This is a genomic window from Olleya sp. AS48 (genome assembly GCF_038900355.1).
Classification (GTDB): Bacteria; Bacteroidota; Bacteroidia; order Flavobacteriales; family Flavobacteriaceae; genus Olleya.
Genome location: NZ_JBBMRD010000007.1, coordinates 157,418 through 174,699 on the forward strand (window position 1 = coordinate 157,418; position 17,282 = coordinate 174,699).

At 30.6% G+C, this 17,282-nt stretch carries 19 protein-coding genes; 9 read left to right on the forward strand and 10 right to left on the reverse strand.

What is annotated here, in order from left to right:
• Positions 1-17: 17 nt before the first annotated feature.
• Positions 18-2,120, forward strand: coding sequence for a TonB-dependent receptor (locus WNY60_RS10410; RefSeq protein ID WP_342862329.1), 2,103 nt, complete (start codon positions 18-20; stop codon positions 2,118-2,120).
• 77 nt (positions 2,121-2,197) lie between these two features.
• On the opposite strand, the gene WNY60_RS10415 is transcribed toward WNY60_RS10410, so the two are convergent.
• From WNY60_RS10415 to WNY60_RS10455, 9 genes are all read right to left on the reverse strand, one after another.
• Positions 2,198-2,347: a hypothetical protein gene (locus WNY60_RS10415; RefSeq protein ID WP_186439176.1), complete on the reverse strand. Its 150-nt coding sequence runs from the start codon at positions 2,345-2,347 to the stop codon at positions 2,198-2,200.
• Between the two features lie 98 nt (positions 2,348-2,445).
• Entirely contained in the window at positions 2,446-3,027 is a 582-nt protein-coding gene (locus WNY60_RS10420; protein ID WP_342862330.1) for a methyltransferase domain-containing protein, read from the reverse strand.
• Positions 3,027-3,323 carry a thioredoxin gene (trxA, locus tag WNY60_RS10425; protein ID WP_145001409.1) on the reverse strand — a complete coding sequence of 99 codons (297 nt, stop codon included), beginning with the start codon at positions 3,321-3,323 and terminating at the stop codon, positions 3,027-3,029. The genes WNY60_RS10420 and trxA overlap by 1 nt, the downstream gene beginning before the upstream one ends.
• Positions 3,324-3,334: 11 nt before the next feature.
• The gene (locus tag WNY60_RS10430) at positions 3,335-4,333 is read right to left on the reverse strand and encodes a DUF3365 domain-containing protein (protein WP_342862331.1); all 999 of its coding nucleotides are present in this window, start codon (positions 4,331-4,333) and stop codon (positions 3,335-3,337) included.
• Between the two features lie 11 nt (positions 4,334-4,344).
• Entirely contained in the window at positions 4,345-4,614 is a 270-nt protein-coding gene (locus WNY60_RS10435; protein ID WP_342862332.1) for a heavy-metal-associated domain-containing protein, read from the reverse strand.
• Between the two features lie 227 nt (positions 4,615-4,841).
• Positions 4,842-6,257 carry an MBL fold metallo-hydrolase gene (locus tag WNY60_RS10440; RefSeq protein WP_342862333.1) on the reverse strand — a complete coding sequence of 472 codons (1,416 nt, stop codon included), beginning with the start codon at positions 6,255-6,257 and terminating at the stop codon, positions 4,842-4,844.
• Positions 6,258-6,427: 170 nt separating this feature from the next.
• Entirely contained in the window at positions 6,428-7,222 is a 795-nt protein-coding gene (locus WNY60_RS10445; protein ID WP_145001401.1) for a sulfite exporter TauE/SafE family protein, read from the reverse strand.
• 63 nt (positions 7,223-7,285) lie between these two features.
• Positions 7,286-7,918 carry a Crp/Fnr family transcriptional regulator gene (locus WNY60_RS10450; protein ID WP_145001399.1) on the reverse strand — a complete coding sequence of 211 codons (633 nt, stop codon included), beginning with the start codon at positions 7,916-7,918 and terminating at the stop codon, positions 7,286-7,288.
• 43 nt (positions 7,919-7,961) lie between these two features.
• Positions 7,962-8,675, reverse strand: coding sequence for a M90 family metallopeptidase (locus WNY60_RS10455; RefSeq protein ID WP_342862335.1), 714 nt, complete (start codon positions 8,673-8,675; stop codon positions 7,962-7,964).
• Between the two features lie 162 nt (positions 8,676-8,837).
• Between WNY60_RS10455 and WNY60_RS10460 the strand changes: the two genes are divergently transcribed.
• The 8 genes from WNY60_RS10460 (at position 8,838) to WNY60_RS10495 (ending at position 16,407) form a co-directional block, all read left to right on the forward strand.
• The gene (locus tag WNY60_RS10460; RefSeq protein WP_145001395.1) at positions 8,838-9,497 is read left to right on the forward strand and encodes an HAD-IA family hydrolase; all 660 of its coding nucleotides are present in this window, start codon (positions 8,838-8,840) and stop codon (positions 9,495-9,497) included.
• A gap of 85 nt (positions 9,498-9,582) precedes the next feature.
• A complete protein-coding gene (hemN, locus tag WNY60_RS10465; protein ID WP_145001393.1) occupies positions 9,583-10,947 on the forward strand; it encodes an oxygen-independent coproporphyrinogen III oxidase in 1,365 nt (454 codons plus the stop codon).
• Positions 10,948-11,033: 86 nt separating this feature from the next.
• Complete coding sequence (locus WNY60_RS10470; protein WP_145001391.1) at positions 11,034-11,870, forward strand: universal stress protein; 837 nt, start codon at positions 11,034-11,036, stop codon at positions 11,868-11,870.
• Positions 11,871-12,005: 135 nt separating this feature from the next.
• Positions 12,006-12,839, forward strand: a complete 834-nt coding sequence (locus WNY60_RS10475) for a universal stress protein (RefSeq protein WP_342862336.1) — start codon at positions 12,006-12,008, stop codon at positions 12,837-12,839.
• Between the two features lie 3 nt (positions 12,840-12,842).
• Complete coding sequence (locus WNY60_RS10480; protein ID WP_145001387.1) at positions 12,843-13,688, forward strand: ATP cone domain-containing protein; 846 nt, start codon at positions 12,843-12,845, stop codon at positions 13,686-13,688.
• Between the two features lie 4 nt (positions 13,689-13,692).
• Positions 13,693-15,066 (forward strand): MBL fold metallo-hydrolase, encoded by a 1,374-nt coding sequence (locus WNY60_RS10485; protein WP_145001385.1) that lies wholly within the window; start codon positions 13,693-13,695, stop codon positions 15,064-15,066.
• Positions 15,067-15,326: 260 nt separating this feature from the next.
• Positions 15,327-15,770 (forward strand): hypothetical protein, encoded by a 444-nt coding sequence (locus WNY60_RS10490; protein WP_145001383.1) that lies wholly within the window; start codon positions 15,327-15,329, stop codon positions 15,768-15,770.
• Between the two features lies 1 nt (position 15,771).
• Positions 15,772-16,407 (forward strand): hypothetical protein, encoded by a 636-nt coding sequence (locus WNY60_RS10495; protein ID WP_145001381.1) that lies wholly within the window; start codon positions 15,772-15,774, stop codon positions 16,405-16,407.
• 25 nt (positions 16,408-16,432) lie between these two features.
• Here the strand turns inward: WNY60_RS10495 and WNY60_RS10500 are convergent, their stop codons facing one another.
• Positions 16,433-17,257: a universal stress protein gene (locus WNY60_RS10500; RefSeq protein ID WP_342862337.1), complete on the reverse strand. Its 825-nt coding sequence runs from the start codon at positions 17,255-17,257 to the stop codon at positions 16,433-16,435.
• Between the last annotated feature and the right edge of the window lie 25 nt (positions 17,258-17,282).

Here is a 17,282-nt window from a genome sequence, read left to right on the forward strand (position 1 = left end):
ATATAATACTACTATAAATGAAAAAAATATATAGTGTGCTTTTATGCATGCTAATTACAGCTATGTCTTTTAGTCAAGATCAAAACGAAACTAAAAAAGACACTACAAATCAAAAAGTACACAAATTAGACGAAGTTATTGTTACTGGAAAATTAAACACAGATCCTGTATTAACAATTGTTTCTAATAATTATGAAAAAGACATTGTACAACCTAAAAACGTTGCTGATTTGTTTAACAACATCAATGGGTTTTCGGTAATTAAAAGAGGTAACTATGCTATAGACCCATCTTTTAGAGCATCTCAATATGAGCAATTAAACATCCAATATGATGGTGGTACCAAAGCAATGCATGCTTGTCCAAATAGAATGGATCCCATTACAACACATATTATTCCTGAAGAAATTTCTAAAATTGAAATTATAAAAGGACCTTATACTGTGCGTTATGGTGCTACATTTGGAGGTGTTGTTAATCTAGTAACACAAAAACCAGATTATGAAGATTATGGCATACACGGAAAAGTATCTGGTGGTTATGAAAGCAACGGAAGCTCATTAGTCAATTTAGCACAATTACAATACATTCAAGAAAAATATGATATTGTAGCTAATGCTGGTTACAGAGATTTTGGAAATTATGAAGACGGTAATGGAACAGAAATCCCCTCGTCCTTTAAAAGTACAGATTACGGCATCAAATTAGGGTATAATTTTACTGAAGACCAACGTTTACAAGCACATTGGAGACAGTCTTTTGGTCGTGATGTCTTACACGCAGCTTTACCAATGGATACTGACTTTGATAACAGCAGTATTTTATCTTTAGACTATAAATTGGATAACATTGGTAACGTCCTTAAATCTTTTACTGCAAAAGGATATTATAGCTATGTTGATCACTTAATGACAAACAATAACAGACCGTCCTTTATGATGATGGAAGCGTCGTCTGCGGTAGATGCAACAACTATTGGTGGTAAATTAGAATTAAATTGGAAACCGCTTGAAAAACTAAATATCTTTTCTGGACTAGATGCTATGCATGTTGCTAGAGATGGTGGCAGAACTAGAATTATTAAAATTATGAATGGGAATATGCTAGCTACTCCAATAACGTTTAACGATAAGGTTTGGCAAGATTCGTACATTACAGATTTGGGTGTTTTTACAGAAGCTAAGTATTCAATTAACCCTAAAACCATTATTACAGCAGGTTTACGTTATGACAATGTAACTTCAGACATACAAGATCCAGAAGCCGATTTTGAAGCTTTATACGACTTAAAAAAACGAACAGAACACAATGTTAGCGGAACCATTTCAATTAAAAAAAGAGTAACCAATAATTTTACACTGGAAGCTGCTTATGGACGTGGTGTGCGATCTGCCAATATGATTGAGCGTTTTATTAACCATTTTACTGTTGGTCAAGACCCTTATGAATATGTAGGAAATCCTAATTTAAAATCTGAAGTAAATAATCAATTTGAAATTGGCTTTAAAGGAAAACAACCATTAAAAAATGGATTTAATAGCTTTAAATACGAAACATCATTTTATTATTCGTTTTTTGAAAACTATATTGTTGGTGTTATTGATCCAACATTAACAAGAAAGTTTAATCCTACTTCAGACCCAACCAATGTAAAAGTATTTAAAAATATAAATGAAGCTTATAAAACGGGGTTTGAAGCTATGGCTGAAATCGATTTTTTAGACGATTATTACTTCAAAACTGAATTTGCTTATGTCTATGCTAAAAACAAAGATTTAGCAGAGTCATTGCCTTTAACGCCTCCTTTTAATACCAAATTAGTTTTAGGATTTCAGAAAGAAAAATTTTGGGGAAATGCACAATATAACATCGTATCCAAACAAGATAATATTTCTAGAAGTTTTGGAGAAACCGAAACGGATGGTTATCAAACTTTAGACATCCGTTTTGGCGTTAAACCCGTTAAGAATATTACTTTAGGTGTTGCTGTAATTAATGCTTTAGATGAAGCTTATAATAATCATTTAAACTTCTCTTTTACTAATCAAGAAGATTTTGGACGTACACCAATAACAGAGCCTGGACGTAACTTTTCTGCGTTTTTACAGTATAAGTTTTAAAACTAAAAAAGTGTAGATAAAAAAGAAGGAGCCCATTTAATATGTGCTCCTTCTTTTTATTTAAATATAACTAGACCTTATCTTTCTTTTGCTTCGTCATCTTTTCTGTCACTACTAGACATTGATTTTACTAAAAAACCAATAAGCAGTAAACAAATTACTGCAAAAATAGCAATCATTACTACTCCGTTACTCCAACTATATAATGCGATGTTTTGAGAAATCATAATTTTAAAATTTTAGTGTTTATCGTAAAACACAAATTTACTGTTGTTGGTTAATATTTAATATGACAATTATCAGTTTTAAATAAGCTTTCTAATTTTTATATTTTTTGGATAATAAAAAACAATTCTCTTCCGGCTCTTGGCTTTATGGAGTTATACGAAGCATCCATTATCTTAATATCAAAATAAGGTATAAAATAGCCTAAATACTCCTTTTTACTACCTCCAAAAGGTGGATGTGTTGTATTTAAAGTCGCATCAAACAATAAACCTGCAACTTTACCATCTACATTTAAAATGTCTGAAGCTTTTTTAGCATAATCAGCTCTCAAGCTAGGATTAATAGCACAAAAAAAAGTTTGCTCTATAATTAGATCAAACGTCTGATCTAAATCAAAAAAATTATTTAAAATTAAATTTGATGACGGAAAATCGGGCACTCTATTTTTTAAATTATCTAAAGCGGTTTGAGATAAATCGACTACATATACATTTTTAAAACCTTTATCAAAAAGGTATTCTGCCTCATAACTATTACCACCACCAGGAATTAAAATTTTTAAATCCAAATTGGTTAACTGATCAAAATAAGCTTTTAATGGTGGAGAAATAGTACCTAAATCCCAACCAATATCATTAGATTGGTATCTATTATCCCAAAAATTTGCGCTTAAGTCCATTAGTACGTTGCAGTAATAACATCAATTAATTCGTTTTTTTGTAGCACGCCAGATTGTCTCCAAACTTGTTTACCTTTTTTGAATAACAATAACGTTGGCACACCTCTAACTTGATATTTAGATGCTAGTTCTTGATTTTTATCTACATCAATTTTAATAATAGACACACGGTCTTTTAAATTATCTTTTACGTCTTTTAAAATAGGACTCATAGTTTTACAAGGTCCACACCACTCTGCATAAAAATCCACCAAAACTGGTGAATCTTGATTAATTATTTCTGAAAATTTACTCATTTTATTTTTATTTATTTATCAAAAACAATAGTCCAAATACCTCTTACTTGATTTATATTATAACCTGTAGCTTTATCTTCAGGATATAATTTAGCAAGCCTAGTTAACGTAGGTTTTTCAATATCCTGATTAGGTTTACCATGACATTGCAAGCACATTGCATTGGTTGTAATTGGATAATATACTTGTACTTTATCGTCTAATAAATCAACTATTGGTTGAGGTTCTTTATTATTTTTAATATCGTTTTTAAAAGAATTAATATACGTCAATTCTTTTTTATTTGCTAAATTATTTTGATTTCTTGGTTTATCAGACACCCTTTTAATAGAGGCATTATGTACCACTGACATACTATCTGTTAACGGATAGGCCTTTTCATTACAAAACGCTAAAGCACCCAAAGTTCCTTTTTTTTGGATAGAACCCATTAGATTTTTTCCTAATACCGCTTTTGTTGCTAATGCATACTTTAGGCCACGTTCCGCATAAGGTAAATCATGATAGTTTATTTCTGCTTGTTGTTGCTTAGTCTCTTCTTGTTGGCTTTTTCCAAACCCTTTACCATGTCCTTTTTCTTCATTATAATGCTTTTCAAACCAGTCAGGTTGATCAATATTATAATCAAACATATAATCTGCTATTTTAGCAATTGTCTCTTCTGGAAATGATTGTTTTGGCATAACACCAAAACGTTTTACTGCTCCAAACATTTTTGCATCTTGTGCATTTGGATTTTTAATCCATGATTGCATATTTTCTACAAATTGTGCTTTTGTAGTGTTTTCATCAATGTAATGCCTTTTAATAGCAACCATTGGTGGTCCAATCCTATCCGACTGACTTGCAGATGGACTGTGACACGTATAGCAGTTAATTTCCATTAACTTTTTTCCTGGATGCTTATTGGCTTCCATTTGTAAATCAAAAGCAGAAAGCTTTTTATTGTTGGTATTATTACAGCTCAATATAAGCAAGCTTAAAGCAATAAGTAGATAGGATTTTTTCATAATCTATTTTTTTATTTTGAAAGCTTGCCAGTAGCACAACTTACAAAAGATTTAGCTTTGGACACCAAGTTATTATCATCATCTACTGATGGATAACCTAATGTTTTAAGGCGTTCTTTTACTGCTATAACTTCCGCTTGATTATTATGACTAAATGCTACTACACTATTGTCAACATCTATTGAAATCTCTGAGATATTTTCTAGTTCTGCTAATTTTGTAGTTATGGTGTTTGCACAACCACCACATTTTAAATTTTGTACTGTTATTGAAGTGTTCATTTATAATATTATTTTAAATTTTGGTAAAATATGTTCGCTAAAATGCTGGGTTCATTTTTAATATAAGTTTGAGGTTTTGTAAAACTATTTCGCCGTAAGGCAAACTTTTATATTAATAGATAAAGTTACCACAATATATATACCTAAACGGTAACTAATGTTACACAAAAAAAGCGCGTATTACAATAATGCAATACGCGCTTTTACTAATAAAATTAATTATAATATTATTTTAATGTTGTAGGACAAACAAAATCTGTTCTTGGTATATCTGTTTTTTTAATGGCACCATAACCACCTGCTACATCTATTAAATTGTGGATACCTCTGCTTTTTAATATTGATGCTGCAATTACAGATCTGTAACCACCAGCACAATGAATATAAAACGGTTTATCTTCTGGAAACTCGTTTAAATGACTATTAATATTATCTAACGCAGTATGTTTAGCTCCATCGACATGTTCGGCAGTAAATTCGCCATCTTTTCTAACATCAAAAATCACGTCTTTATTGTCTTCGTATCGTTTTGCAAACTCTTCTGCAGAGATTGATGTTAAGGTGTCGTAGTCCATTCCTGCGCTTTTCCAAGCCTCAAAACTACCGTCTAAATACCCAATTACATTATCAAATCCAACACGTGACAAACGTGTGATTACCTCTTCTTCTCTTCCTTCTGGAATGACCAATAAAATTGGTTGACTAACATCTGCAATTAATGCACCAACCCAAGGAGCAAATCCACCATCAATACCAATAAATATAGAACGTGGAATATGTCCTTTTACAAATTCTGATTGATTACGTACGTCTAAAACAATAGCTTCAGTCTCGTTAGCTGCTGCTTCAAAAGCCTTTGGTGTTAATGGTTTTTGAGATTTAGTCATTACTTTATCAAAGCTTTCATAACCTTTAATATTCATCATAACGTTTTGAGGAAAGTACGCTGGTGGCTCTGATAAACCATCTAATAATTCAGCAATAAATTCGTCTTTAGTCATGTCTGCACGTAAAGCGTAATTGACTTTTTTCTGATTTCCTAAAGTATCTGTAGTTTCTTTACTCATGTTTTTTCCACAAGCAGAACCTGCACCATGATTAGGATACACTATTAAGTCGTCACTTAATGGCATTATCTTATTACGAAGTGAATCGAATAAATAACCTGCCAGTTTTTCTTGTGTTAAATCCGAAGCTATTTTTTGTGCTAAATCAGGACGACCAACATCGCCTATAAAAAGCGTATCTCCTGTAACTATACCATGTTCTTTACCATTTTGATCAATAACAAGGTATGTTGTACTCTCCATTGTATGTCCTGGAGTGTGGATAGCTTTAATCTTGTAGTCTCCAACTTCAAATACTTGACCATCTGTTGCAATTAATGCATCATAAGAAGGTTTAGCAGTAGGTCCAAATACGATTTGAGCACCTGTTTTTTCTTTTAAATCCAAATGTCCAGACACAAAATCTGCATGAAAATGAGTTTCAAAAATGTACTTTATTTTTGCGTTGTCTTTTTGTGCTCTTTTAATGTATGGTTGCACTTCCCTTAATGGATCGATAATTGCTGCTTCTCCATTACTTTCTATATAATATGCTGCATGTGCTAAGCAACCTGTATAAATCTGCTCTATCTTCATTTTCAATTCTATTTTATATTTTGGTAAAATGTGTTCGCCTTGATGGCTCGGTTCATTTTCAATTCTATTTTTTTTTACTAAAAGAAATTCGCCGTAAGGCTAAAAAATCTTATTTAATTATTCAAATTTACTAATGTTTTTAAATTTTTATAGCAACTTAAGTTACATAATTAAAAAACTAACTCTTTTAATATAATATAAATGGACATTACCAATACAAACCATCCAAAACTTTTTTTAAGTTTTTTACTAGAAATATATTTAGAAAAATAGCCTCCTACTAAAATACCAATTATTGTTAGAGCGGTAAATGATAATAGAAATACCCAATCAATATCTAGGGTTTGCATATCTCCAGAAAAACCTATTAGCGAGTTTATTGCGACTATAATTAGGGATGTACCTACTGCTTTTTTCATGTCTAATCCAGCCCACAATACTAGTGCTGGAACATATAAAAATCCTCCTCCTGCACCAATTAATCCTGTAATAACACCAATTATCACACCTTGCATAAATGTCTTATAATAAGGTTGTGAGGTCGCTGTTGATTTTGTGTTTTGTTTAGTTTTAATCATTGAAAAAGCTGCCAAAAACATGATTATTGCAAAAAATATCATGATGGCCATATCCTTGGTCAAACTAAATGTGCCAATAGATAGTATAGTTTCTGGTATTGCTGGTACTACAAAACGTCTAGAAATATAAACAGCAATAAATGATGGAAATGAAAACGCTAAACCTGTTTTAAAATCTACTAATCCTTCGCGATGTTTTTGAAAAACACCAACTAATGACGACGATCCAACGACAAACAAGGAATATGCTGTAGCAATAACTGGATTATAAGCCAAAAAATAAACTAATAATGGAACAGTTAAAATAGATCCACCTCCTCCAATTAGTCCTAATACTGCTCCAATTAAAAAAGCTGCTAAATATGTTATTACTTGTATAAAATCCATAATTTAATAATCTTATACAAACTTAAAGTTTATATAGGAGATGGTTTGTAACAGTTGTTACGCTTATAAATCTAAAACCTTAATGTTGTTTCTGTGCAATTCAATTTTACCATCAATTTCAAGTGTTTTTAGTAATCTTGAAATTACTACACGCGACGTATGCAAATCTCTAGCAATTTGTTGATGTGTTACATGGATTAACTCGTTATGATTAACCATTGCTTTGTCTTTTAGGTATTTAAATAAACGCTCGTCCATTTTTAAAAAAGCAATAGTGTCTATAGCTTCTAGCAACTCTGACATACGATTATGATAACTTTGTAAGACAAATTTTTGCCAAGTCTTATATTTACCTAACCACTCTTCCATTTTAGCAACAGGTATCATAATTAACTTGGTATCTGTTTCTGCTATGGCTCTGATTTCGCTTTTAGAATTTCCTAAACAACAAGATAATGTCATTGCACACGTATCTCCTTGCTCGATAAAATAAAGGATTAATTCATCGCCATCTTCATCTTCTCTTAAAATTTTAATCGCTCCACTAACTAAAAGTGGCATTGTTTTTATATAGTCACCAATTTCAATTAATTTAAATCCTTCAGGAATATCTTTATAAGTACCAACATTATTAATTTCTTGAATTAATTCATCTTCAAATAAATATCCGTAATGCTGTTGTAACTCTTCTAACATGGTTTGTTTTTTTCAATTGTAAAGTTAACTAATTTGAATTAATTTAACTTTGTTTTGGTTGTTGAAAACATAACGACAACATATTATATAACTCAGGATGCTTTTGTTTGAATAACTTAGGACGTTCAAAAAAATACTCGGAAGCTACAGCAAAAAACTCGGCTTGACTTGTACCTCCATACTTTCTAATATCAGAAGTATCGTTATTAATGTTTTCCATTTCGGTATGCATTAACTCTAACCAAGGTTGTATATATTCTTTGCCTAAAAAATACTCAGGTACACCATCCGTTTCTCCATCCATTTTATCCAGTAAATGGACAAATTCATGGACAGGTGTATTATGCTTATCTGTTTTATTATTAAAGGCTAAACGAATTGCTTTTTTGGATAAAATCATTTGTTTTTCATACCTACCTGTACCTACCATCCCTAAAATTTTTCTGTTTTTATCGATATCAGAAAATTGCAAATCTTCATTAAAACTGTCTGGATAGACTACAATACCTGATAGATTATTATAACTCCATTCTTTAAATCCAAAAACAGGAATAATAGCACTAGACGCGATTAGTAACTTATCAGTTTCATCAATTGTAGTATTTACACCATCAATATTTATTTCGGTTAAAAAAAGCGCTATCCGTTTTTTAAACACGTCTTGATTTGCTTTAGATAACTTTTTATAAAATAAAACCTTTTCTAATAGTATGGCGTGCCAATGTTTTGGAATTTGTTTTACTGTCCTTGGCCTCATTAGCACAAAAGCGTAAACTATAAACCCAATAAAAATTATAAAAACAATGGTGTAAATCATATTTTAAAAGTGTTATCGCAAAATATTGTAATTATAATAGACTAAAAAATATATCTATGGTAAAAAACCACATATTAAGTATCTTCGCAAAAAACAAAATGTATGTTAAAAGCTGTGTTATTTGATATGGATGGTGTTATTGTTGACACTGAACCTTTACATAAAAAAGCCTACTTTAAAATGTTTGATCATTTTAAAATTGAAGTGTCAGAGACGTTGTACGAGTCTACTACAGGACAATCTACAATTAATGTTTGTAAACGTATGTGTGACCTATTTAAACTAGACAATGCGCCTGAGGAGTTAGTGCAATATAAACGTGATATATTTGTAAATCTTTTTCATAGTGATCCAAGTCTACAACTTATTGATGGTGTGTTGGATATAATACAAGACTATCATAGTAATGGATTAACCTTAGTTTTAGCTTCTTCGGCATCTATGCTAACTATAAATAATGTTTTTAAACGTTTTGATTTAGACCAATATTTTAAAGCTAAAATAAGTGGTGCAGATTTAAAAGCCTCAAAACCACATCCCGAAATATTTGAAAAAGCAGCACAATTAGCTGGTCATTTACAACAACACTGTATAGTTATTGAAGACTCTACCAATGGTATTAAAGCTGCAAAAGCTGCGGGAAGCTATTGTATTGGTTATGATAGTTTTCATTCTAAAAACCAAGATTATACACAAGCAGATTTAGTTGTTTCTCACTTTAAGGACATACAGTATAACAAAATATACAATATTCTAAACTAAAACTAAAGCTTTACGACCAGTATGACATATGTCATATTTTAAAAGGCACAAGCCCATTAACTTTGACTTATCAAATAGTTAAAATATGTGCTTGTCTTTAGTTAATAAATATAATGTTGCTGGACCTAGATATACTAGTTATCCTACTGTTCCTTATTGGGATTTAGATACTTTTTCATTAAAAGAATGGAAACTAAGCCTTAAAAAAGCTTTTGACGAAAGCAACAGTACTGAAGGTATTAGCTTATACATACACTTACCTTTTTGCGAAAGTCTTTGTACGTTTTGCGGTTGTAATAAACGTATCACTAAACGTCATGATGTAGAGTTACCTTATATAAATGCAGTTTTAAAAGAATGGCAATTATACTGTGATTTATTAGGCGATAAACCTGTAATTAAAGAGTTGCACCTTGGTGGTGGAACACCTACTTTTTTTGATTCTGAAAATTTAAAAATTTTAATCAATGGTATTAAATACAAAGCTAAACTAGCAGATGATTATGAGTTTAGTTTTGAAGGTCACCCTAACAATACCACAAAAACACATTTACAAACGTTATTTGATTTAGGATTTAGACGTGTCAGTTTTGGAGTGCAAGACTATAACCCTATTGTACAAAAAGCCATACACAGATTTCAACCCTTTGAAAATGTAAAAAAAGTTACAGAATTAGCTAGAACAATAGGTTACACCTCTATTGGCCATGACATTATATTTGGTTTACCTTTTCAAACGGAAGCACATGTAGAAGACACCATTAAAAAAACAAAACAATTATTGCCAGATCGTATTGCTTTTTATAGTTACGCACATGTCCCTTGGATAAAAGGAAATGGACAAAGAGGCTATAAAGACAGTGATTTACCAACACCAAGTATAAAACAAAACCAATATCAATTAGGTAAAAAACTATTAGCACAAGCAGGATATCATGATATTGGAATGGATCATTTTGCACTTAAAACAGATGGTTTGTATCAAGCAAGTCAAACCGAAACTATGCATCGCAACTTTATGGGTTATACAGCCTCAAAAACTAAAGTGATGATAGGTTTAGGTGTCTCATCTATTAGTGACAGTTGGTATGCTTTTGCACAAAACGTAAAAGGTATTGAAGAATATTATCATTTAATTGAAAACAACAGTATTCCTGTTTTTAGAGGACACATCTTATCATCTGAAGATTTAATTATTAGACAGCACATTTTAAATTTAATGTGCCACTTTAAAACCAATTGGATGGCTAATAATTTATATTTTGAAGACATACCAGAAGTCCTATTAAAGCTTAAAGAAATGCAAGACGATGGTTTATTAAACATAGAATTAAATCAAATTTTTATTACAGAAAAAGGAAAACCGTTTGTTAGAAATATATGTATGGCTTTTGATTTGCTTTTACAGCGAAACAAACCAGAAACGCAATTATTTTCCATGACCATTTAGACTGTTAATTAATTTATAAAAGCTCGATAATTACCAACACAATCGATAACTTTAAAACATAAAACACAACCTTTAAAACTATCAATATGAAAAAAATAATAGTACCAGTAGACTTCTCTGAACATTCAAAATATGCTTTAGAATCAGCAGCTATATTGGCAAAAAAATATAATGCAGAAATATTTGCATTACACATGTTAGAAATTTCTGAAACCATCTTAACCCAAGGTGAAGCTGATATCCAATCAGAAACTATTTTCTTTTTAAAATTAGCCGAAAATAGATTTACAGAATTTTTAGATCAAGACTTTTTAAAAGATGTAAAAGTAACACCTGTAGTTAAACACTTTAAAGTTTTTAGTGAAGTAAACGATGTCGCTAAAGAGCATAATGCAGACTTAATAGTTATGGGTTCTCATGGTAGTAGTGGTTTAAAAGAAATTTTTGTGGGCTCAAATACAGAAAAGGTAGTACGTCACGCAGAAATACCTGTACTGGTTGTTAAAAACAAACCAACAACTTTAAGTTTTGATAATGTAGTATTTGCTTCAGATTTTTCTGACGGAACAGTCACTCCATATTTAAATGCTTCTAAGTTATTTGAAACATTAGGTTCAAACTTACATTTAGTATATATCAATACTCCAGGAGATAACTTTAGTAGCACCTCTGAAATGGAAAAAACGGTTGCTAACTTTTTACAAAAAGCAGATGGTAATTTAGATAAATTATCAGAAGTACAGTTTATATCTGATTACTCAGTAGAAAAAGGAGTCTTAAATTATGCAAATGTTTCTGGTGCAGACGCTATAGCTGTTGCTACACATGGTCGTACTGGATTTACACACTTTTTATCAGGAAGTATCTCTGAAGACATTGCAAATCATGCTGCATTGCCTGTAGTCACTTTCCGTATTAAATAATTTTTTTTTAGTTAGTTATATTAAGGGTATTAAAATGAATTATCATTTTAATACCCTTTTTTTGTAAAACTAATATATATCATATCCTATAAGATTTATATCAAATATCTTTAAGTAAACCTAAAACTTAAGGATATGAAACATATCTTACTACCTACTGATTTTTCTGATAATGCATGGAGTGCTATAGTTTACGCTGTAAAATTGTATAAATACGAAGTTTGTACATTTTACTTATTACATGCTAATCCGTTAACTGCCTCTTCCCTATCCAATTTGTCAGATGTATATTTAAAAAACACCATACAGCAGTGTAAACGACAACTAGAAGAAGTTAAAGACCAAATAGAATCTAGTGATGCAAATGCTAATCACAGCTTTGAGACTGTTCTAAAATTAATTGATTTACAAGTTGCAGTAAAAGCACATATTGCAGAAAACCCAATAGACTTAATTATTATGGGTACAAAAGGTACTTCAAGAAACAAACAACTGTTTTTTGGTAGTAATACAACGCGATTAGTTAACACTATTAAAGTATGCCCAATTTTAATTATACCTGATCAATATGATTATAAACCCTTAAAACAAATTGTTTTCTCTACAGATTTAAATAGGTTTTATACCGATTTAGAAATTAAAACTATCAATGATTTTACTTACGACAACAATGCCACCTTAAGGGTTGTAAACATTCAGGTTAATGATAACTTGGCACCTTTACAACAATATAATTTATCCATATTAAAAAAAGGACTTCAAGGTTTTAAAACGCATTACCATTCAGTACCCAATTACAACAAAAAAGCTGAGATCATAAATACATTTATACAAGATTTAAATATCGACTTACTTATTATGGTCAATTATAAGCACAGTATAATGGAACGGTTTTTAAACGAACCTGTTATAAAAAAAATAGGTTTTAATCCCTCTATCCCTTTTTTAGTTATTCCAGATAACCAATAAAATATGACAACACAGGACCTTTACATAAAAAAATCATCCGGAGAACACGTTAAGTTTTCTATAGATAAACTTAAAAATTCTTTAATAAAATCTGGAGCAGATAAAGCATTAGCCCAAAAAATCACATCAAATGTTAGAGATGAGTTATACCAAGGGATTTCTACTAAAGAAATTTACAATCGTGCTTTTGCTATGCTTAAGGCGACCAAAAGTCACTTGGCCTCTAAATACAAATTAAAAAAAGCTATTTATGAGTTAGGCCCTACGGGATTTCCGTTTGAACGTTATGTAGCAGCCATTTTAGAAGCCTCAGGTTATACAACTAAAGTTGGCGAGATTATTAATGGAAAATGTGTGAAGCATGAGGTCGATATTTTGGCAACAAAAGCCAATAATACTGTACTTGTCGAGTGCAAATTTCATGGTGAGGCTGGATTAAATTGCAATGTCAAAATACCGTTGTATATCTATTCTAGATTTCAGGATATTCAGCTTAACTGGAATATCAAATATCACTCAAACACAACTATGACACAAGGTTGGGTAGTCACAAACACAAGATTTACAGAGGATGCAAAAACATATGGTAATTGTATTGGGTTACACTTATTAAGTTGGGATTACCCTTTAAATAATGGGTTAAAAGAGCGTATCGATCAATTAAAACTTTACCCTATTACAACATCCACATTACTAACTAAAAGAGAAAAACAGTTTTTATTAAACAGAGAGGTTGTCCTTTGCAAAGATTTATTAAATGACGCCTTTTATTTAGATCATTTAGGCGTCTCTGAAATTCGTAAAAAAAGAATTTTAAACGAAATTAAGTTACTATGTAATACCAAATAAAGCTATGAATAATCACGTTAACATTACCTTTTTAGGAGGAGCAAAAACAGTAACTGGATCCAAATATTTAATTGAAGCTTTTAATACTTCAATATTAATAGATTGTGGATTGTTTCAAGGCTTAAAAGATTTACGCCTTTTAAATTGGCAACCACTGCCAATAGATGTAGCTTCCATACAAACTATATTATTAACTCATGGACATCTAGACCATGTTGGTTATTTACCTAGACTAATAAAACAAGGGTTTAAAGGCACTATAATTGGTACTGCTCCAACTTTGGCTATAGCCGAAATTATTTTAAAAGATAGCGCAAAAATAAACGAAGAAGAAGCCAAAAAGGCTAATGCAGAAAACTACACTAAACATAATCCAGCATTACCTTTTTATACGCAAAAAGAAGTAGAACAAATTGTGGCCAAATTTGAAGTACAAACCCAAGACAAATGGATTAATATTAATAATCACATATCCTATAGATTTAATTATAATGGTCATATAATAGGTTCAACATTTATAGAATTGGATATTGATGGAAAACGTTTTGTATTTTCTGGAGACATTGGTAGAACAAATGATTATTTACTTAGCGACCCAAAACGTCCTGATAATGCAGACTATTTATTTATAGAAAGTACTTATGGAGATAAACTACATCCTAAAGAGGCTATTGAAGAAAAACTAACTGACATAATCAAACAAACCATAAACGATAGAGGCAATTTAATTATCCCAAGTTTTGCGGTAGAACGTTTACAGATGCTAATGTTTATTTTATTTAAATTATATCAAAAAAATAAAATTCCAAACATTCCAATATTTGTAGATAGCCCAATGGGAAACAATGTGTTAGAGGTTTTTAAAAAATTTCCAAAATGGCATAAATTGTCAGCATCAGATTATGAGGCTATGTGTAATCATATTAATATTATTACCTCTTATGCAGATACCTGGAAAACCATAGATGATCCACGCTCTAAAATAATTATAGCAGGAAGTGGTATGGTAACTGGAGGACGTGTATTAACTTATTTGCAACAATTAATAGATCATGATAACACAACCATTTTACTGGTAGGTTACCAAGCAGAAGGTACCAGAGGACGCTTATTAAAAGAAGGCACACATGAGGTTAAATTTTATGGTAAATACTACCCTGTTAAAGCAAAAGTAAAACATATTGATAGTTTGTCTGCTCATGCAGATCAATCAGGTTTATTGGATTGGCTAAGTGCTATTAAAAATACACCAAAAGCCATTTATTTAGTCCATGGAGAGGCTACTGCACAACAAGCCTTTCATGTTAAATTAAAAACTGTTTATGGATGGGACAGCTATTGTCCAGCGTTAAATGAAGTGATTAAAATTAAATTGTAAGCTGTTAGTTATATGATAAATATCATAGTTTAAGACTAACAATATAAGTACCTTTAATTATAGAAAATAATAACTGAGTAGTAAAAGATTGCAATAATTAATACCACGACACGCTATTAATCAACAACAAAAATTATTTTTTTGTTAAACGGTTTACTAAGTCAAAGTAATACCAAAAAGTGGTACATAAAGTTGTAATCAATAAACAGGAAGTTGACAATGTTATACTTCCTGTTTTTTTTTAAAACAATAATTAAATTATGAAATCAGAAAAGAAAACCAAAATTGTAGAATGGTATAGTGCTGAAAGAATGCATAACATGTCCAAAACATGGTTATCAGAACTTAACTTTATAAAGGATGAACAAATCTTTTTAGAAGAATTACTAACCGATTATACACATAAAATAATTGAGGCAGAAATATTAGATAGAGCCAAAATAGTAACCACTGCTTTACTAAGAACCACCAGAGGTAATCAACTACTTATTAATGACTTAACAAAGCACGAAAAAGAACTAAGTTTAATGGTGGACGGTAAGGATGAAATTGAAAAAGAAGAACAATATAAAGAAGACCATAGAACGTTAACTAAGACATTGAGTTCTTTTTTTTACGACTATAAAGCGGTTAAATTTGAGGTTTTTGAATTGGTAAAAAGACTAATGAAAACAGACAAAGACGAACACTTATTAAATAAATAATATGAAAAAAACACTACTTATATTATTACTTATATCTCTATATGCATGTGATAGCACGCAATTAAGAGAGCGTTGGATTAGTCCAGACGCCAGCGATTACACATTACAAAAAGTTTTTATTGTGGCATTATCAAATAATCAAACTGCTAAATCACAATTTGAAAAAAAACTACAAAAACAATTAGTCGCTAGAGGGATTGATGCTTCTGTTAGCTTAGATAAGTTTGACGCAGATTTTTTAGAATCAGAAAAAACTGACGCAGAATTAAAAGTGTTAGAAAATCAATTAATTGAGGAAGGTTTTGATGCTGTAATTTTTACTAAAGTAGCTGGAATAAAAAACAAAATTCAATACAAGAAAGACTATTCTAATTTTGATAAAAATCACAAAAAATTTAATGACGATTTTTTAATGTATCAAGATCAGGTTTTTAATCCGGATGCTTATAAAGAATATCAGGTTTATAATGCCGAAACGTCCGTGTATTGCCTATGTCCTACAAAAGACCGCACACTAATATGGAAAGGATATATAGACATTGTAGATCCAGAAAACATTGACCAAACAGTAAATGATTACTCTAAACTATTAACATTAGTCTTAGAAAACGATGGTATTATTCCTGAAATAGAATAAATACTTTTTAAACACACGCCTATTATTAATCGTGTAGTACAAATAAAGGAACACTAGCTATTTTACTATGTTTTGTTATTGGAGATCCCATAAACAAACGTTCTAAAAAGCTAGTTTTTTGTATTATAAACACTTCAAAGTCTATGGTGTTAGTTTGCAAATAAGTATCCACTACATGATGCATAGGTACACTAACAACTTGATGGTAAATAAAATTATTTGTGTGTAATAGTTCGTTTAATAATTTTAAATCTTCTTGGTCTGAAGTTGCAGTTTCGGTTATTCTTAAAATATGATATTTACTTGTACTCTTGTCCACTAAGTTCACGATTTGTTGTACTCTTTTTTCGTTTAAAATATCCTTATCATCTAACGGAAGTAAAACTGTTTCTGGTTTAGAAAACTTGAAATGTTTAGGCACAACTAATGTTGGACAAGATACATTACGTATAACATGTAATGTATGACTTCCAAAAACAACCTCATCTGCTCCAGTCACACCATTTGTTCCCATTACGACTAAATCTATAGCGTTTTGTGTGATTATTTGATTGACTGCATCTGTAAACACATCATAATCTATATGAGTTAAAAATGCATGTCTATCGTTTTTATATTTTAAATGAAGTGCTGTAGCTAAATCCTCTAAATCTTCTTTAGGTGACTTTACTATGGAAGCATATAAGTTGGCATTACCAGTAGTCATTAAATCTGCAGATGTAAATGCTGATGCTTTATGTATATATACTAAATGAAACTGTACAGTTTTAGATTTTAGTAATTGTAATGTATAATCTATAGCATTTTTTGAGCTTTCTGAAAAGTCCGTAAGTAATAAAACATTCTGCATTATAAAACTGATTTTAAATTAATTA

Coding starts and splice junctions, on each gene's coding strand:
- WNY60_RS10430 (WP_342862331.1), bottom strand. CDS start 4,333: ATGAAAAAATCCTATCTACTTATTGCTTTAAGCTTGCTTATATTGAGC.
- WNY60_RS10445 (WP_145001401.1), bottom strand. CDS start 7,222: ATGGATTTTATACAAGTAATAACATATTTAGCAGCTTTTTTAATTGGA.
- WNY60_RS10470 (WP_145001391.1), top strand. CDS start 11,034: ATGAAAAAAATAATAGTACCAGTAGACTTCTCTGAACATTCAAAATAT.
- WNY60_RS10500 (WP_342862337.1), bottom strand. CDS start 17,257: ATGCAGAATGTTTTATTACTTACGGACTTTTCAGAAAGCTCAAAAAAT.
- WNY60_RS10410 (WP_342862329.1), top strand. CDS start 18: ATGAAAAAAATATATAGTGTGCTTTTATGCATGCTAATTACAGCTATG.
- WNY60_RS10455 (WP_342862335.1), bottom strand. CDS start 8,675: ATGAGGCCAAGGACAGTAAAACAAATTCCAAAACATTGGCACGCCATA.
- WNY60_RS10415 (WP_186439176.1), bottom strand. CDS start 2,347: ATGATTTCTCAAAACATCGCATTATATAGTTGGAGTAACGGAGTAGTA.
- WNY60_RS10420 (WP_342862330.1), bottom strand. CDS start 3,027: ATGGACTTAAGCGCAAATTTTTGGGATAATAGATACCAATCTAATGAT.
- WNY60_RS10485 (WP_145001385.1), top strand. CDS start 13,693: ATGAATAATCACGTTAACATTACCTTTTTAGGAGGAGCAAAAACAGTA.
- WNY60_RS10480 (WP_145001387.1), top strand. CDS start 12,843: ATGACAACACAGGACCTTTACATAAAAAAATCATCCGGAGAACACGTT.
- trxA (WP_145001409.1), bottom strand. CDS start 3,323: ATGAGTAAATTTTCAGAAATAATTAATCAAGATTCACCAGTTTTGGTG.
- hemN (WP_145001393.1), top strand. CDS start 9,583: ATGTGCTTGTCTTTAGTTAATAAATATAATGTTGCTGGACCTAGATAT.
- WNY60_RS10495 (WP_145001381.1), top strand. CDS start 15,772: ATGAAAAAAACACTACTTATATTATTACTTATATCTCTATATGCATGT.
- WNY60_RS10490 (WP_145001383.1), top strand. CDS start 15,327: ATGAAATCAGAAAAGAAAACCAAAATTGTAGAATGGTATAGTGCTGAA.
- WNY60_RS10435 (WP_342862332.1), bottom strand. CDS start 4,614: ATGAACACTTCAATAACAGTACAAAATTTAAAATGTGGTGGTTGTGCA.
- WNY60_RS10440 (WP_342862333.1), bottom strand. CDS start 6,257: ATGAAGATAGAGCAGATTTATACAGGTTGCTTAGCACATGCAGCATAT.
- WNY60_RS10460 (WP_145001395.1), top strand. CDS start 8,838: ATGTTAAAAGCTGTGTTATTTGATATGGATGGTGTTATTGTTGACACT.
- WNY60_RS10450 (WP_145001399.1), bottom strand. CDS start 7,918: ATGTTAGAAGAGTTACAACAGCATTACGGATATTTATTTGAAGATGAA.
- WNY60_RS10475 (WP_342862336.1), top strand. CDS start 12,006: ATGAAACATATCTTACTACCTACTGATTTTTCTGATAATGCATGGAGT.